This window comes from Aliibacillus thermotolerans (assembly GCF_027853235.1).
In the GTDB taxonomy this organism is placed as follows: domain Bacteria; phylum Bacillota; class Bacilli; order Bacillales; family Marinococcaceae; genus Aliibacillus; species Aliibacillus thermotolerans.
Genome location: NZ_WKJG01000083.1, coordinates 60,655 through 75,537, shown reverse-complemented (window position 1 = coordinate 75,537; position 14,883 = coordinate 60,655). Strand labels below are relative to the sequence as shown.

20 protein-coding genes are annotated in these 14,883 nt (G+C 39.4%); 11 read left to right on the top strand and 9 right to left on the bottom strand.

Annotated elements, in window-relative coordinates:
* Positions 1-76 precede the first annotated feature (76 nt).
* The 7 genes from mnhG to GJS40_RS12400 are packed head-to-tail and all read right to left on the bottom strand — an operon-like array spanning position 77 to position 5,837.
* Positions 77-445: a monovalent cation/H(+) antiporter subunit G gene (gene mnhG / locus GJS40_RS12430; RefSeq protein WP_270898174.1), complete on the bottom strand. Its 369-nt coding sequence runs from the start codon at positions 443-445 to the stop codon at positions 77-79.
* Complete coding sequence (locus GJS40_RS12425) at positions 426-707, bottom strand: Na(+)/H(+) antiporter subunit F1 (protein ID WP_270898173.1); 282 nt, start codon at positions 705-707, stop codon at positions 426-428. The genes mnhG and GJS40_RS12425 overlap by 20 nt, the downstream gene beginning before the upstream one ends.
* Positions 707-1,183, bottom strand: coding sequence for a Na+/H+ antiporter subunit E (locus GJS40_RS12420; protein ID WP_270898172.1), 477 nt, complete (start codon positions 1,181-1,183; stop codon positions 707-709). The genes GJS40_RS12425 and GJS40_RS12420 overlap by 1 nt, the downstream gene beginning before the upstream one ends.
* Before the next feature lie 5 nt (positions 1,184-1,188).
* Positions 1,189-2,673: a Na+/H+ antiporter subunit D gene (locus tag GJS40_RS12415; RefSeq protein WP_270898171.1), complete on the bottom strand. Its 1,485-nt coding sequence runs from the start codon at positions 2,671-2,673 to the stop codon at positions 1,189-1,191.
* A complete protein-coding gene (locus tag GJS40_RS12410) occupies positions 2,666-3,007 on the bottom strand; it encodes a Na(+)/H(+) antiporter subunit C (RefSeq protein ID WP_270898170.1) in 342 nt (113 codons plus the stop codon). The genes GJS40_RS12415 and GJS40_RS12410 overlap by 8 nt, the downstream gene beginning before the upstream one ends.
* Complete coding sequence (locus GJS40_RS12405) at positions 3,007-3,429, bottom strand: Na(+)/H(+) antiporter subunit B (RefSeq protein ID WP_377902125.1); 423 nt, start codon at positions 3,427-3,429, stop codon at positions 3,007-3,009. Before GJS40_RS12405 ends, GJS40_RS12410 begins: the two co-directional genes overlap by 1 nt.
* Complete coding sequence (locus tag GJS40_RS12400; protein ID WP_270898168.1) at positions 3,429-5,837, bottom strand: Na+/H+ antiporter subunit A; 2,409 nt, start codon at positions 5,835-5,837, stop codon at positions 3,429-3,431. The genes GJS40_RS12405 and GJS40_RS12400 overlap by 1 nt, the downstream gene beginning before the upstream one ends.
* Positions 5,838-6,077: 240 nt before the next feature.
* Between GJS40_RS12400 and GJS40_RS12395 the strand changes: the two genes are divergently transcribed.
* Entirely contained in the window at positions 6,078-6,284 is a 207-nt protein-coding gene (locus GJS40_RS12395; protein ID WP_270898167.1) for a hypothetical protein, read from the top strand.
* Between the two features lie 15 nt (positions 6,285-6,299).
* On the opposite strand, the gene sda is transcribed toward GJS40_RS12395, so the two are convergent.
* Positions 6,300-6,452 carry a sporulation histidine kinase inhibitor Sda gene (gene sda / locus GJS40_RS12390; RefSeq protein ID WP_270898166.1) on the bottom strand — a complete coding sequence of 51 codons (153 nt, stop codon included), beginning with the start codon at positions 6,450-6,452 and terminating at the stop codon, positions 6,300-6,302.
* 363 nt (positions 6,453-6,815) lie between these two features.
* On the opposite strand from sda, the gene GJS40_RS12385 reads away from it, so the two are divergent.
* The 8 genes from GJS40_RS12385 to GJS40_RS12350 are packed head-to-tail and all read left to right on the top strand — an operon-like array spanning position 6,816 to position 11,858.
* Positions 6,816-7,337 (top strand): YqeG family HAD IIIA-type phosphatase, encoded by a 522-nt coding sequence (locus GJS40_RS12385; protein ID WP_270898165.1) that lies wholly within the window; start codon positions 6,816-6,818, stop codon positions 7,335-7,337.
* Positions 7,334-8,440, top strand: a complete 1,107-nt coding sequence (gene yqeH / locus GJS40_RS12380) for a ribosome biogenesis GTPase YqeH (RefSeq protein ID WP_270898164.1) — start codon at positions 7,334-7,336, stop codon at positions 8,438-8,440. Before GJS40_RS12385 ends, yqeH begins: the two co-directional genes overlap by 4 nt.
* Entirely contained in the window at positions 8,441-9,304 is an 864-nt protein-coding gene (gene aroE / locus GJS40_RS12375; RefSeq protein WP_270898163.1) for a shikimate dehydrogenase, read from the top strand.
* Positions 9,291-9,584: a ribosome assembly RNA-binding protein YhbY gene (yhbY, locus tag GJS40_RS12370; protein ID WP_270898162.1), complete on the top strand. Its 294-nt coding sequence runs from the start codon at positions 9,291-9,293 to the stop codon at positions 9,582-9,584. Before aroE ends, yhbY begins: the two co-directional genes overlap by 14 nt.
* Before the next feature lie 10 nt (positions 9,585-9,594).
* The gene (locus GJS40_RS12365) at positions 9,595-10,167 is read left to right on the top strand and encodes a nicotinate-nucleotide adenylyltransferase (protein ID WP_270898161.1); all 573 of its coding nucleotides are present in this window, start codon (positions 9,595-9,597) and stop codon (positions 10,165-10,167) included.
* Entirely contained in the window at positions 10,160-10,747 is a 588-nt protein-coding gene (yqeK, locus tag GJS40_RS12360; RefSeq protein WP_270898160.1) for a bis(5'-nucleosyl)-tetraphosphatase (symmetrical) YqeK, read from the top strand. Before GJS40_RS12365 ends, yqeK begins: the two co-directional genes overlap by 8 nt.
* Positions 10,744-11,100 (top strand): ribosome silencing factor, encoded by a 357-nt coding sequence (gene rsfS, locus GJS40_RS12355; protein ID WP_270898159.1) that lies wholly within the window; start codon positions 10,744-10,746, stop codon positions 11,098-11,100. The genes yqeK and rsfS overlap by 4 nt, the downstream gene beginning before the upstream one ends.
* Positions 11,101-11,117: 17 nt before the next feature.
* Positions 11,118-11,858: a class I SAM-dependent DNA methyltransferase gene (locus GJS40_RS12350; RefSeq protein ID WP_270898158.1), complete on the top strand. Its 741-nt coding sequence runs from the start codon at positions 11,118-11,120 to the stop codon at positions 11,856-11,858.
* 126 nt (positions 11,859-11,984) lie between these two features.
* Here the strand turns inward: GJS40_RS12350 and comER are convergent, their stop codons facing one another.
* Positions 11,985-12,806 (bottom strand): late competence protein ComER, encoded by an 822-nt coding sequence (gene comER, locus GJS40_RS12345; RefSeq protein ID WP_270898157.1) that lies wholly within the window; start codon positions 12,804-12,806, stop codon positions 11,985-11,987.
* A 100-nt stretch (positions 12,807-12,906) separates the two neighbouring features.
* On the opposite strand from comER, the gene GJS40_RS12340 reads away from it, so the two are divergent.
* Both GJS40_RS12340 and GJS40_RS12335 read left to right on the top strand, forming a co-directional pair.
* Positions 12,907-13,515 (top strand): helix-hairpin-helix domain-containing protein, encoded by a 609-nt coding sequence (locus tag GJS40_RS12340; protein WP_270898156.1) that lies wholly within the window; start codon positions 12,907-12,909, stop codon positions 13,513-13,515.
* A gap of 66 nt (positions 13,516-13,581) precedes the next feature.
* On the top strand, positions 13,582-14,868 hold the full coding sequence (locus GJS40_RS12335; protein ID WP_270898155.1) for a homocysteine synthase: 1,287 nt from the start codon (positions 13,582-13,584) through the stop codon (positions 14,866-14,868).
* The last annotated feature ends 15 nt before the right edge of the window (positions 14,869-14,883 follow it).

Genomic DNA, 14,883 nt, shown 5'->3' with positions numbered 1-14,883 from the left:
TATTATAAACAAAATCTTCCTTTTTTAAACGTATTTGTGCGAAAAAACTTGATAAACAGGTCTTTCTACATGCGAATTACGATGTTTTTGTCCGCTCTTTGTCTTTCTTTTCTTGCAGTTCATCGCGAATGCTTTCTTTACTTAATTGGACTCCTGAATAATGAGCAGCTCGAATCATTAAGTGCCCACCGACTGGCGCTGTCAAAAAGATGAACACAATCCCTAGCAAAACCCGTGCACTAACGTATCCTTCTACGAAAGCAAAGTAAAGAAAAACCCCTGTTAACACACAAAGTACACTAAAGGTAGCCGATTTGGTAGCTGCATGAGAACGTGTATAAACATCCGGGAATCGCACGACACCAATGGCACTAATAAAACTAATAAGGGCGCCAATGAAGATGAGTATTCCGACGATGAACAAGCTAATCTCGTTTCCGTTCAATGACAACACCCTTTGTAATAAATTTTGAAAATGAAACGGTACCAATGAAAGAGAGAATGCTTAACAACAATATTACTTCCAGAAAAGCGGTTGTGTTTAAAATGAGGGTAATGACTGCAACAAGACTAATTAAATTGACGCCAATCATGTCTAATGTGATGACACGATCGGGATTGGAGGGCCCTTTTACGACACGATATAACCCGATCAGACTAGATAAAACAATCAATACTGCAGAGATGTTTAAAATGATCGCAAACATTAAGGGGTCACCTCCTGAATCGCTTTCACAAACGTATTATTAATGTCATCTTTCGCTTTTTCAATGTCCGGTAAATGGATGGCATGAACGTATAACGTTTTATTGTCTTCCGAGATGTCCACGACGACAGTTCCTGGTGTTAACGTAATAAGAGAGCTTAATAGTGTAATTTGCCAATCTTTTTCTAAATCGACATCCATCGCAAAAATACCGGGTTGAATTTGCAACTTAGGGCGAATAATTTGACTCACAACAGAGACGGTGGATAAAAATAGTTCTCGTAAAAAAATGAGTAAAAGCTTCAGCGCAGCAATGACAAAATATACATATAATCGTTGTGGAAAGAATCCCCGAATAAGATATAGAATCGCTAAGCCGATGAGAAAACCACTGACGAAAGTCTGCAGTGTCCATGCATTGTTCAAAAACATCCAAAGGAAGGCAATAATAAAATGAATGATCATTTGAAATGCCATTTGAACTACTCCTTTAACACAGCATTAATATAAAGCTCCGGTTGTAAAAGTACTTCAGTAGCTGTTTGTACAAATGGATATAAAAATTCTGCTCCGATTCCTAATAGAACGGACAGCGCAATGAGAAGAGAAATCGGAAATAAAAGTCCTTTTGTGGTGCCATGTTCTTCTTTTGACGACAAGACGGATTTTCCGTAAAAACCTTGTAGAAAGATTCGTATCATTGAGTAGAGAACAAGGAGACTTGCGACCATCATTAGAAAAACAATCCAATAATCTCCAACTGTCGTTCCTCCTTGAATGAGAAGAACTTTCCCAATGAATCCACTTAATGGTGGAATTCCGACGAGGGCAAATACTGCAACAAGAAATAGCCAACCAAGGGCAGGATGGTATTTAATGATTCCACCCATTTGTTTTAAATATTTCGTTCCACCCACAGTCACTAAAGCCCCGATAAGGAGAAAAAGAGCCGCTTTAATGATCATATCGTGAATAACATAGTAAATGGCTCCTTGGTATCCAGCTTCTGTCATAGTAGAAACACCAAAGAGTACAAATCCAACCGCCACAATGACGTTATAGACGAGTATTTTGGTGACGTCTTTATGAGCAACAGCTCCGATGACACCAAATATCATTGTCAATGCTGCAAGTACCCCAAGAACGGTATGGGTATAAGCTGGATCATGAACAAAAATGATAGAATACGTTCGAAAAATAGCATAGATTCCCACTTTTGTTAAAAGCGCCCCAAACAAGGCACCAATCGCTGTTGGTGGAGCTGTATAAGAGGCAGGCAGCCAAAAATAAAGCGGGAAAATCGCTCCTTTTAGCCCAAAAATAATTAGAAACATGAGCGCAATTACCGTTAAAATAGGGGCAGGTTCTGTAAGACTGGCAATTCTTTCTCCTAAATGAGCCATATTCAATGTACCAATGACCGCATATAAATAAGCAACTCCAATGACGAATAAAGCGGAAGATAGGATATTAATTAACACATATTTAAAAGATTCTCTGAGTTGTTTCTGTGTACTACCGTGAACGATGAGCACATAAGAAGAGAGTAAAAACACTTCAAAGAAAACGAACATGTTAAACAAGTCACCGGTTAGAAAAGCACCTAACACGCCCGTTACCAAAAAGAAAAAGATGGAATAATAATATTTTTTTTCTCTTTCCACTCCAATTGAGGAGAAAGAGTAAATGAGAATAGGGATTATGACAAGTGCTGTTGTAAGAACGAGTAAACCGGAAAGCATGTCCCCAACAAGAATAATTCCAAAAGGAGGAGCCCATCCTCCAAGCTCCATTTTTTGAATGCCTTCTGTTTGTATTTGAAAGACGAGTAATACTGTATTTATTAATAAGATGATGCTTGCAATGATGCTAATCGTCCGTTGTAAGATCACTCTTTGAGGAATAAATAGCATGATAATTCCTGCTAGTAAAGGAATAAGTAATGTCCAAATCACATAGTTAGTCATATGAATCAGGTCCCCTTAATCCATCTGTGTTATCCGTTCCTGTAACTTTATATGTCCGATAGCCTAACACAAGGAAAAAAGCAGTCACACCGAAACTAATAACGATAGCTGTTAAGATCAGCGCTTGCGGCAGTGGGTCTGTGTAATTGGTTGCTTCCAATCCTAACAAAGGGGGTGCCCCTGTCTTTAACCCAGCCATTGTCAGAATGAGGATATGCGCACCATGACTGATAAAGTTTGTGCCTAGTACGATCCGAATCATATTTTTCGATAAAATCAAATACGTTCCAACCATGAATAAAATTCCTGCAATGACTGACATTAATATTTCCATTATTGATCGCCCCCAATCATTTCGATGATGGTAAGGGCGGACCCGACAACAACGAAATAAACGCCAAGGTCGAATAGGAGCGCAGTCGCTAGCTCCACTTCACCAAAAAAGGGAAGGTGAACATAACCGAAAGTATGACTCAAAAACGGGCCACCGAAAACGAGTCCGCCCATCCCTGTTAACGTAGCGATCAGCATTCCACTTGCGGTAAGTATTTTGAAATCAATAGGTAGAATTCGTTTGACCGTCTCAAAATCAAAAGCAAGCAATAGTAGGGTGATTGCCGCACTGGTCATTAAACCTCCGATAAAACCTCCACCTGGATGATGGTGACCATTGAAAAATATGAAAATAGAGAAGGCCAAAATTATAAATAAAACGAACTTTGTTGTGGTCTGAATGACGATATCGTTCAGTTTCATCATCGCTCCTCCTTTTCATTCAATCGAAGTTTAATGACGACAAATATCCCAATCGATGCGATCGTTAGTACAAGGATTTCAAATAACGTATCAAATCCTCTAAAGTCAACAAGGATAACATTCACCATATTATTTCCTCCGGCTTCGTCGTAGCTTGCTTTTGGAAAGAAATCAGCGATTGATTCAAACAGACGCGTGCTACTTGCCGATATTCCAATAACAGTGACGGTAAATCCGACGAGAAATGAAATAATAAAGTTTTTAACTTGAAAACGTGCCTTTTTAAAGTTCTCAGCAATTTCAGGCAAGTGATAAAAACCTAGGAGAAACATGACGACAGAGACTGTCTCAATGACTAATTGAGTCAAAGCTAAGTCAGGCGCCCGCAAAGTCACGAAGAATAATGCCACTGAATAACCTGAAACACCAAGAATGATTAATGTAGCCAATCGATTTTTGGCAAACATGATGGCAATTGCTGATAAAGCAAGCACGATGGCGAGTAACCACTCATACATACTAATGGGTGCTAAATGATCAGTATTCAATGCAAATGCATCTGTAGAAAACAGTACATATAAAAGGAAAATGGAGAAGAACGTTAAAATATATATTAAGTAATGTTTTACAGAACCTGTCATGTACATGCCAGTCACTTTGGCAGATAAACTTTCGCCACGAGTGATGGTCGTATCATATAGGTGATTGAAGGACAAGTGCTTTGGAAAGAGCGAGTAAATACTTTTCCATTTTCTTAAAGTGAGATAAAGCACCGTTCCAATGAGCACGACACCCATTGTCATAAACAATTCAACCGTCCATCCGTGCCAGAAATAAATATCAACGAGAAAATGCTCTCCATTTCTTAAAAGAGAAGGTAAAATTGATGCCATGGCCGGTTCAATAACGGTATACGCGAGAATATTTGGAAAAAAGCCAAAAACAATGACTAAACTGATTAAAATAATCGGAGAAAGTAACATTCCAAACGGTGCCTCGTGTGGTTTTTTCTCCAATTGTCCTAGTTGCAGTTTTCCTCCAAAGGTTTTAAAGACAAGCATCATGCTATAAATAAACGTAAAAACGCTTGCAACCCAAGCTACAACAGGAAACAATACACCAAAGGTATCCATGTTAAATTGTTGGAAGGAAGCAACATCGACCATCGCTGTAAAAAACATTTCTTTACTTAAAAATCCGTTAAATGGCGGCAATCCGGCCATGGAAAAACTTCCAATCACCGCGATCGTAAAAGTGATCGGCATGATTGTCATTAAACCACCAAGTCGACGAATGTCTCTCGTTCCTGTTTCATGGTCCACAATACCGACCATCATAAATAAACTGCCTTTAAAGGTAGCGTGGTTCATGAGATGGAAAAGAGCGGCGGCTGTGGCTCCGATGTATACATTGTTGTCAATGCCATCAAAATGCAAAGCAAGAGCTCCGACTCCGAGCATGGAAAGAATCATTCCTAATTGACTCACGGTAGAAAAAGCGAGAATTCCTTTTAAATCCGTTTGTCGGACGGCGTTAAATGATCCCCAGAAAAGAGTGGTGATTCCAAAACCGGCCACAAGCCAAAGCCATTCGCCGCTAATGGCAAAAATCGGGCTTAATCTTGCTACTAAATAGATTCCTGCTTTTACCATCGTGGCAGAGTGTAAATACGCACTGACTGGTGTTGGCGCTTCCATCGCGTCCGGCAACCAAATATGAAATGGAAATTGCGCAGATTTTGTAAAAGCCCCAAGCAAAATGCATAGCATCGTTGGTAAAAAGAGCGCATGTTCAGTGAAATCGTCAACAGACTGAATCATGGTTTGAATGCTAAAGGTTCCAGTCATCTGATAAAGGAGGATGAAACCAACAAGCATCGCAAAACCACCAACAACGGTAATAAGAAGAGATTTCATTGCGCCATATCGGGACTTGTCCCGTTCATACCAATAGGAAATGAGCAGGAAGGAAGAAATACTTGTCACTTCCCAAAATACATATAAGACGAGTAAATTATCTGACAATACAACCCCTAACATCGCTCCCATAAACATGAGCAAAAACACATAAAAACGGTTGAGGGCTTCTTGTTCCTTTGACAAATAGTAAATGGAATATAAGACGACAAGGCTACCAATTCCCGTGATAAGGAGCGCAAATAAAAGACCCAAGCCGTCAACATAGGCTGTAAACTGGATGCCAAGAGAAGGGATCCAATCAAAAACCGCGTGATATGTATTCCCGTTAGAAGTTTCAGGGATAAACCGTAAAAAATACAAAAACAATAAAATGGGTACAAACAATACGAACCAACCAGTGTGTGTCCTTGGAAAATATTTGTATAGAATTGGTACGACGATAGCGATGAAAAATGGAGCGATAATCGCTAAGTGTAATGTAGTAAACATGTAAGGCCTCCTTTAAAACAGGTGATGAATACATAAAGGGTCCATAAGTATGGTCCGTTTTCAATTCACTTTTTAGAAAAAAACACTTTTAATATTATAACTGAAATATGCACAGGAGAAAACTTTTCATTTCAAAAAGAAACGTTCTTTTGGAGTCTCTAATTAATAGGTAGAAGTACGCCAAAAGAGAATAAAATTCTTTTTGTTATTCCACACTAAAAGGTAAAAGGAGCTGAAGAAATGGAAAGAAGAAATACGATTATTTTCTTCTGTGTCTTTTTTGCCTTGATGTATAGTGGAGCGATGTTTCATCAATATGTTGAACAACATCGGATTGAAAAATTCTATCAAGAACCTTCCCTCCTTTCTTTATCCCATCACGAAGAAATCGAAAGGGAAGTATTTGATTCACGGGAGTATGTAAAAATAAAGAGCCTTGCCAATTAAATGGAAGGCTCTTTGTTATATACAAGTTTTTTGCTGGACGGTGTTTCCCATAGGAATTGCTCGTTTTTTTAGTTCTTTTTCAATTAAAGCAACGAAATCATCACTTAATTTCAGTCGTTTTGCTTTTTCATACGCTTCCATGAGCAGTTCATCTGATAATTGGTCCATGATTTTCCCTCCTACAAACAATCCATTGAAATAATATATATATCACGTGTATTACGGTGTATGTGAAAGTGTATAACTATTTTATCATTTAATGGGCTGTAGAACAATCGTTCGTTTATCCACATAATGAAGTGGATAAATTGTTTATAACACTTGAAAAACGTAGGGAAATCTATATTCAAGTGGGATTTCACTGTTGATTCAGGTTATCCACAGTAAGGCGAACAAAAAATTTGTCGAACGATTTTTGTCATTCAAAAATCATAAAATTTCCCGATGAAAGAAGATGGTTCACAAAAGAACTGATTAGCGATATACTCAGTGATTAGTAATATTGTGATAAAGGGTGGGAATGAAAAAACTGTGTTAAAATATTTTTTACCTGATCAATACTTGCAGTCTGTCTATCATCTAAATTTGAACGATTTGCGTAAGAAAAATATTAAAGGGATCATTACAGATTTAGACAATACGTTGATTGAATGGGATCGACCAGAGGCTACCCCAGAATTGCTAGATTGGTTTCGATTAGTAGAGCAACAAGGATTTCAAGTGACGATTGTGTCAAATAATAAGAAAGAACGGGTGGGAAAAGTATGTGCCCAAGCGAACATCCCTTTTATTCACTCAGCAAGAAAACCACTTAGGAAAGCATTTATCAAAGCGCAGAAAAAAATGAAGCTACCGAAAGAACAAGTCATCGTCATAGGAGATCAAGTGTTAACAGACATTTTTGGTGGAAATCGCGCTGGCTTTCATACGGTGTTAGTTGTTCCCGTGTCGTCCAGTGATGGATTTTTGACGAAGATTAATCGAAAAATTGAACGGAGAGTATTGAAACGGCTTAAAGAAAAAGGACTCATTCCATGGGAGGAATCGTCTTGAAAAGGAAATTCATATGCGCAGGTTGTGGAACAACGATCCAAACGGAAGATAAAAAGAAACCCGGTTACACTCCACCACAAGCGTTACAGAGGGAAGTCGTCATCTGCCAACGATGTTTCCGGTTAAAACATTACAATGAATTACAAGATGTGCCTGTTGAGAAAACGGATTTTACGAATCAATTACATGAAATTGGAAAGAAAAATGCCCTCGTCGTAAAAATAGTAGATGTTTTTGACTTTGAAGGAAGTTGGATTCCGGGTTTTCAGCGGTTCATTGGAAAGAACGATGTCCTCATTTTGGCTAATAAAATAGATCTTTTGCCGAAATCGACAAAACAACATAAAATAAAATTATGGATAAAAAAACAAGCGGTGGAGCATGGCATTGCCGTAAAGGACGTTCTGCTTATGAGCGCAGAAAAAAATATCGGTATTAAAGATGCAGCCAAAGCAATAGACATGTATCGAGCAGGTCAAGATGTCTATATTACCGGTTGTACAAATGTGGGGAAATCCACATTTATTAACCAACTGATTTTAAATTTTGGCGGAGATGAAAACCAACTTCTCACCACTTCTCATTTTCCAGGGACGACATTGGATCTTGTTGACTTGCCATTAGATGATGGACGTCATATGTATGATACACCGGGAATTTATAACGAAAAGCAAGTAGCTCATTTTTTACATCCAATAGAATTAAAAGAAATTACACCAACGAAAGAAATTAAGCCAAGAGTCTATCAATTGAACGAGCGACAGACAATATTCATTGGGGGCATTGTACGCGTCGACTTTGTGAAAGGATCTCCTCACTCCTTTGTTTTTTATGTCGATAACGACTTACGTCTACATCGGACAAAGTTAGAAAAGGCAGACCAATTGTATGAAAAACATAAAGGAGAATTGCTCTCTCCTCCATCGAAAAAAACACTTGCGCAAATCCCGCCTTTTGTGAAACATTCCTTTACGATCAAAAAAGGAAAAACAGATGTAGTGATTCATGGGCTTGGCTGGATGGCGGTCACGGAACCGGGGGTACATGTCGTCATTCATGCTCCTCGTGGTGTTGGTGTATCGATAAGGGAGGCAATTATATAGATGTTAGGACAAAAAGAAAAATTGTTTGCACTGCTTGGACATCCAGTGAAACATTCTTTATCACCCCTGATGCATAATGATCAATTTAAACGGTTCAATCTACCTTATTACTACCATGCTTTTGATGTCGCACCAAAGGATTTGAAAGATGCGGTAAATGGGATGAAAGCACTGGGGTTCTCCGGCTTTAACGTAACCGTTCCTCACAAAGTAGAAGTGATGAAATACATTGATGAAATAGAGGAAGATGCTGAGAAAATAGGAGCAGTGAACACTGTCGTGTACGAGGAAGGAAAATGGGTAGGGTGCAATACGGATGGCATTGGATACGTTGCTTCGCTTGTGGCGGAAACAGGAGAAGCATTAAAAGATTATCGCGTCTTAATGATTGGAGCGGGAGGAGCGGCGAGAGCGGTTGCTGTAGGACTAGCACGATACGGGGTAAAAGAACTCGTAATAACAAACCGGACATTATCGAAAGCTGAAGACATTGTTCATCATCTTCCCGGTGAAGGAACGTACCGTGTTTTAGATAAAAAAGAAGCGGAAAAAGAAACGCCCACATTCGATGTCATCATTAATACGACATCTATTGGAATGTCTCCAAACTTAGAAGAGACTCCGTGGACGGTAGATCCATTGAAACCGAATTGTTTATGTAGCGATTTAATTTATAATCCACGCATGACGAAGTGGCTCAAAGAAGCAAGAGAAAAAGGAGCGCGCGTTTTGAATGGTGTGGGTATGTTTGTCGGACAAGGAAGTGCTGCTTTTGAGCGGTGGACAGGAATAAAACCAGACACGAAGCGAATGACAGAAGTCGTTCATTCACATTTAAAGGAGTCAAGTGATGTTAACAAATAAACAAAAACGTTTTTTACGAAAAGAAGCACACAGGTTAAAACCCGTGGTACAAGTGGGAAAATCAGGTGTCAATGAAAACGTCATCCAAACGACAAAAGAAGCGATTGAAGCACGCGAGTTAATAAAAGTGAATGTGTTACAAAATTGTTTAGAAAGAAAAGAAGATGTTGCTCATACATTGGCGGAAAACATAAAGGCAGAGATTGTACAAGTGATTGGAAATATTATTATTTTATACAAAGAATCGAAAGAAAATAAACAAATAGAATTGCCACAATAAGGGGGAGAAGATGGGTAAAAAAATTGGCTTACTTGGAGGCACCTTTGACCCACCCCACCTTGCGCACCTGATCATTGCAGAAGAAGTGCGAACGAAATTACATTTAGACGAAGTGTGGTTTATTCCAGTGTATCTTCCCCCACATAAAACCCATGATTTTATGGCTAGCGCAGAAGATCGTCTTGAAATGGTGAAAAGAGCTACAGACCATCATCCGAATTTTACTGTTTCGACGATTGAGTTAGACCGCAAAGGACCATCTTACACTATTGATACGATGGAAGAATTGACAAAAAAATATCCAGATGTTTCCTTTTACTTTATTATCGGTGGAGATATGCTAGAAAGCCTTCATACGTGGAAGGACATTGAAGAATTACAAAAACTCGTTACTTTTGTTGCGGTGGATCGGCCAGGCTATCGTTTCAAAGAAAAACGAGACCATCTTATCTGTATTGACATTCCCACCATTGATATATCTTCCACAGAGATTCGCACACGGGTACAAAGGAAAGAAACGATTCGCTATTTTGTCCCGGACCGGGTGAGAAAGTATATCGAGGAGAGGTCGCTTTATGGATAAAAAAATAGCTTTGGCGAAAGTAAAACCGCATCTAACAAATAAACGTTACGTGCATACAATAGGAGTATTAAATACTGCTGTTTCATTAGTAGAAGAGAAGGAAATAGATATAGATATAGAGGCGATTCGTTTAGCTGCTATTTTTCATGACTATGCGAAATATCGCCCCGCTGAAGAATTAAGAAATATTTTACAGGAGAACGGACAAGATCAATTTCTCCATTATGGCGAAGAAGTGTTACATGCCCCGGCAGGAGCATACTTGGTGCGGAAAGAATTAGGCATTACAAATGAAAAAATATTATCGGCGATTTTTTGGCATACTACCGGAAAAAGAAATATGAATATGTATGAAAAAATATTGTATCTTTCCGACTATATCGAACCGAACCGCTCGTTTCCCGGGGTGGATGAAGTAAGAGAGGTTGCAAAAGAAAGCATCGATCAAGCGATTGTTTTGGCGCTTCGAAATACGATCACTTTTTTAGTGAACAAACGACAGTTAATTTTTCCGGAGACTGTTCATGCCTATAATGACATGTTAAACCAATTAAAAAGAGAGGATGATTCGGGAGAATGAATGGAGAGGTACTGTTAGAAATGGCTGTGAAAGCAGCGGATGAGAAAAATGCCAATGATATCGTTGTACTGAACATGGAAGGGATTTCGTTGATTGCGGATTTTTTTCTCATTTGTCATGGAAATTCCAGCAAACAAGTACAAGCAATTGCGAGAGAAATTAAAGATCGCGCGCAAGAAAATAACTATCCAGTGAAGCGATTAGAAGGATTTGCTGAAGCAAAATGGGTGCTGATTGATTTAGGAGATGTCATCGTTCACGTTTTTGATAAAGATGAACGTGCTTATTATAACTTAGAAAAATTATGGGGAGATGCGACTGAGGTCGAATTGAGTACCGTGCTCTCTTCTTAAACAAAGGAGAATACATGGTGTACGATCATTTTGCCAAAGTCTATGATGAGCTGATGGAAAACGTGCCTTATGACCAGTGGTTGAATTGGTTTGAAGAAGGCTTGCAAAAGTATCATTCGACTACCCCGCGGATCTTAGAGGTAGGGTGTGGTACGGGCACGTTGCTCAAAATGTTATTGAAGCACGGCTACGATGTGGACGGGGTAGACATTTCCAATGAAATGTTAGCAATCGCAACAACGAAAATACGACCACTGTCTTCCGAACCGTTGCTGATGCAACAAGATATGCGCTCCTTAAACATTGGAAAAACGTATGATGTCGTGATTGTGTTTTGCGATAGTTTAAATTATTTAACGGAGAAAGAAGATATACGCCGTGCTTTCCGTTCTTTTTGGCGCCATTTAAACAATGGAGGCTTGCTTTTCTTTGATGTTCACTCTGTTCATTATGTAGAAGAAATCCTTCACGGTTTTTCTTTCGCGGAAGACCGAGAACATGTTGCATACATATGGAATATTTTCCCAACCACAAGAAAAGGAGAAGTATTACAAGAACTCACTTTATTTTTCGAACGAGAACCATCCTTTTATGAACGCTTTTTTGAAGTGCATCAGCAAAGAACTTTTTCCATTGACACATATCAAGAGCTGTTGCATTTAGAACATTTTGACACCCTTGGTACGTACGCTGATTTCACATGGCTTCCACCAAAACCTCATAGTGAGCGCCTCTTTTTTGTCGCAAAGAAATTATAATTGCTGTTTAAAATCATATTTCCTCTGTCTCTCTTTGATGTCGTATGGTATAATACAGCCAGGAAATAGAAAGGGGCTGATGGTTGCACGTTGGAGTGTTTGCCATCAGCAGATTTTCTTCCTCTCTTAACATAACAATCTTTTCATTTCTTTTTGATCTGCAGCAAATTTCTTATGTGTTTCACGAAAGACTTCCTCGAACATCTCTTCTGTATATTTGTCTAACACTTGCAATCCTTCTCCTGTAATCCCGCCGGGTACATTTACTTTTTCCGTTAAACTCCTCAATGTATAGTACTCTTGTCTTAGTAACTCTCCATAGGAAATCATCATTGTTTCCGTTAGCTTGGTGGCTGTTTCACTTGAAATGTCTGTTTCTTTGGCTGCTGCTTCAATCAGCTTTTGTAACAGAAAACTGATGAAGGCTGGTCCGCAACTCACAATATCACTGGAGACGCGTAATATCGTATCGTCAATGGGAATTGGTTCAGCAAATTGATCGAGCCAAATGGTAAATGACTGCTTTTCTTCTTCCGTCCACCGATGACCGAATGTTAATAACATTGGTCCTTTTCCTGTTCGATTGACGATACTCGGAACGGTGCGCACAATCCGCCGAGCCGGCAGTTCTTCTAAATCTTCTAAACGAACCGGACTAGTAATGGTTGCGACAATATGATGTTCCGTAAGCGACCAGTGTAAATCATCGATAATATCCTTATATTGACCTGGCCGAACGCAAATAAACACAGTATCTACTTGTTTTAGAAATGATGGGATGTCGGAGGCGAGATGAACTTGTGGGAATCGCTCACGAATGGCTTCATTCCGGGATGGTGTGCGATTATACACATAGAGATTCGTTTCATTGATTTTTCCATGTTCAATCATTGTTTCAAGAAGCATGCCTCCCATATTTCCTGTTCCTAATATCCCTACTTTTTCCATACCCTTCACCTCCCTAATCTTCACTGATAAAAATTTCTTTCTCCTGAAGTATATGATTGCAATGGAATAAACATGTCACAAAAAGAAAGAGGGGATAGACATGCACTCTATTTGGAAAGAGCCAAAATGGCTTATTGGCGGAGTAGCAGTTGTGCTATTTATCGTATTTTTATTCGTCCCATTTCCATTGAAAAATCATCAAGAGACAGAAATAGAAGCGTTATTGTTAACGGAAAAGGAAGAAGAATTGATGGATAACTCCGCCTCTGAAGCCTCCGAGCAAAAAGAAACAGTGGTCATAGTAGATGTAAAAGGGGAAGTAAAAAACCCCGGGGTATACGAATTAACAGAAGGAGATCGAGTAAAAGATGCCATTGAAATGGCTGGTGGGATCAACGCGCAAGGCGAAGAGAATGGCGTGAACTTAGCAGAACGATTGTATGACGAAATGGTCATTTATGTTCCGAAAGAAGGAGAAGAGGTGGAATTTGCAGGAGGAGGGGACAAAGAAGGAGAGAAAGTAGATTTGAATCGCGCGGATCAAACAGAACTAGAGACATTACCTGGTATCGGACCAGCGAAAGCAGAAGCAATTATTCGCTACCGAGAAGAACACGGACTTTTTCAGTCGCCTGAAGAAATTAAACAAGTGTCAGGAATTGGAGAGAAATCGTTTGAACAATTACAAGATTTAGTCACCGTTCGTTAATTTTAGTTTCATCTTTTGCAATGTTTTGATAATGTTAGAGGGAAGGATGAAAAAGGAGGAATGAAAGTGTCGAAAGAACAATGGAAAAAAGAGACAATTGCAATACACGGAGGGCAAGAAATTGATCCAGCAACACAAGCCCGTGCCGTACCAATTTATCAAACCACGTCATATGGGTTTAAAGATACCGATCATGCAGCAAATCTTTTTTCATTATCCGAACCGGGAAATATTTATTCACGCATTATGAACCCCACAACAGACGTGTTTGAAAAAAGAATGGCTGAATTAGAAGGCGGAGTGGGAGCTCTTGCGTTGGCAAGCGGCAGTGCTGCGATTCACCTTGCGATCTTAAATATTGTAGAAGCAGGAGAAGAAATTGTAGCATCCAGTGGTTTGTACGGAGGAACGTACAACTTGTTCGTTCATACACTTCCGAAAATGGGAATTAACGTTCATCTCGTGGAAGGAAATAGTCCAGAAGAATTTGAAGAAAAGATTACAGATAAAACAAAACTCATTTTTGGCGAAATGATTGGAAATCCGAATGGTGAAGTTTTCGATATTGAAAAAATTGCTGAAGTTGCCCATTCCCATGGCTTGCCACTGATGGTTGATGCCACGGTCGTCACGCCGTTTATATGTCGTCCGATTGAATATGGTGCGGACATTGTCGTCCATTCTGCGACGAAGTTTATCGGCGGTCATGGAACTACAATGGGTGGAGTGATCGTTGATTCAGGCAAATTTAACTGGGCGAATGGAAAATTCCCTACTTTTACGGAGCCAGATCCAAGTTATCACGGTCTCCAATATACAGAAGCTCTCGGAGAATTGGCTTATATTATGAAAGCTCGTGTCCAGTTATTACGCGATCTCGGCCCGGCGATGGCTCCAATGAATGCATTTCTCTTATTACAAGGATTAGAAACGCTTCATTTGCGCATGGAACGCCACTCTGAAAACGCACAAAAAGTAGCGGAATACTTAGAAAAGCATGATTTAGTGGAATGGGTGAGCTATCCGGGTCTGTCATCTCATCCAACGCATGAACAAGCAAAGAAATACTTATCCAATGGCTATGGAGCCATCTTAACCTTTGGAATTAAAGGTGGCATTGAAGAAGGTAAGAAATTTATTAATGCTTTAAAGCTTCATTCCCACGTCGCAAATATTGGCGATGCGAAGTCCCTTGTCATTCACCCAGCAAGTACGACGCATCAGCAATTGTCGGAAGAAGATCAAAGAAAAGCCGGAGTTGCTCCTGAATTAATCCGACTTTCCATCGGAATTGAGCATATTGATGATATTATTGCTGACATAGAACAAGCACTTAAAGAGAGCCAACAGTAACAAGAAAGTAGGTGG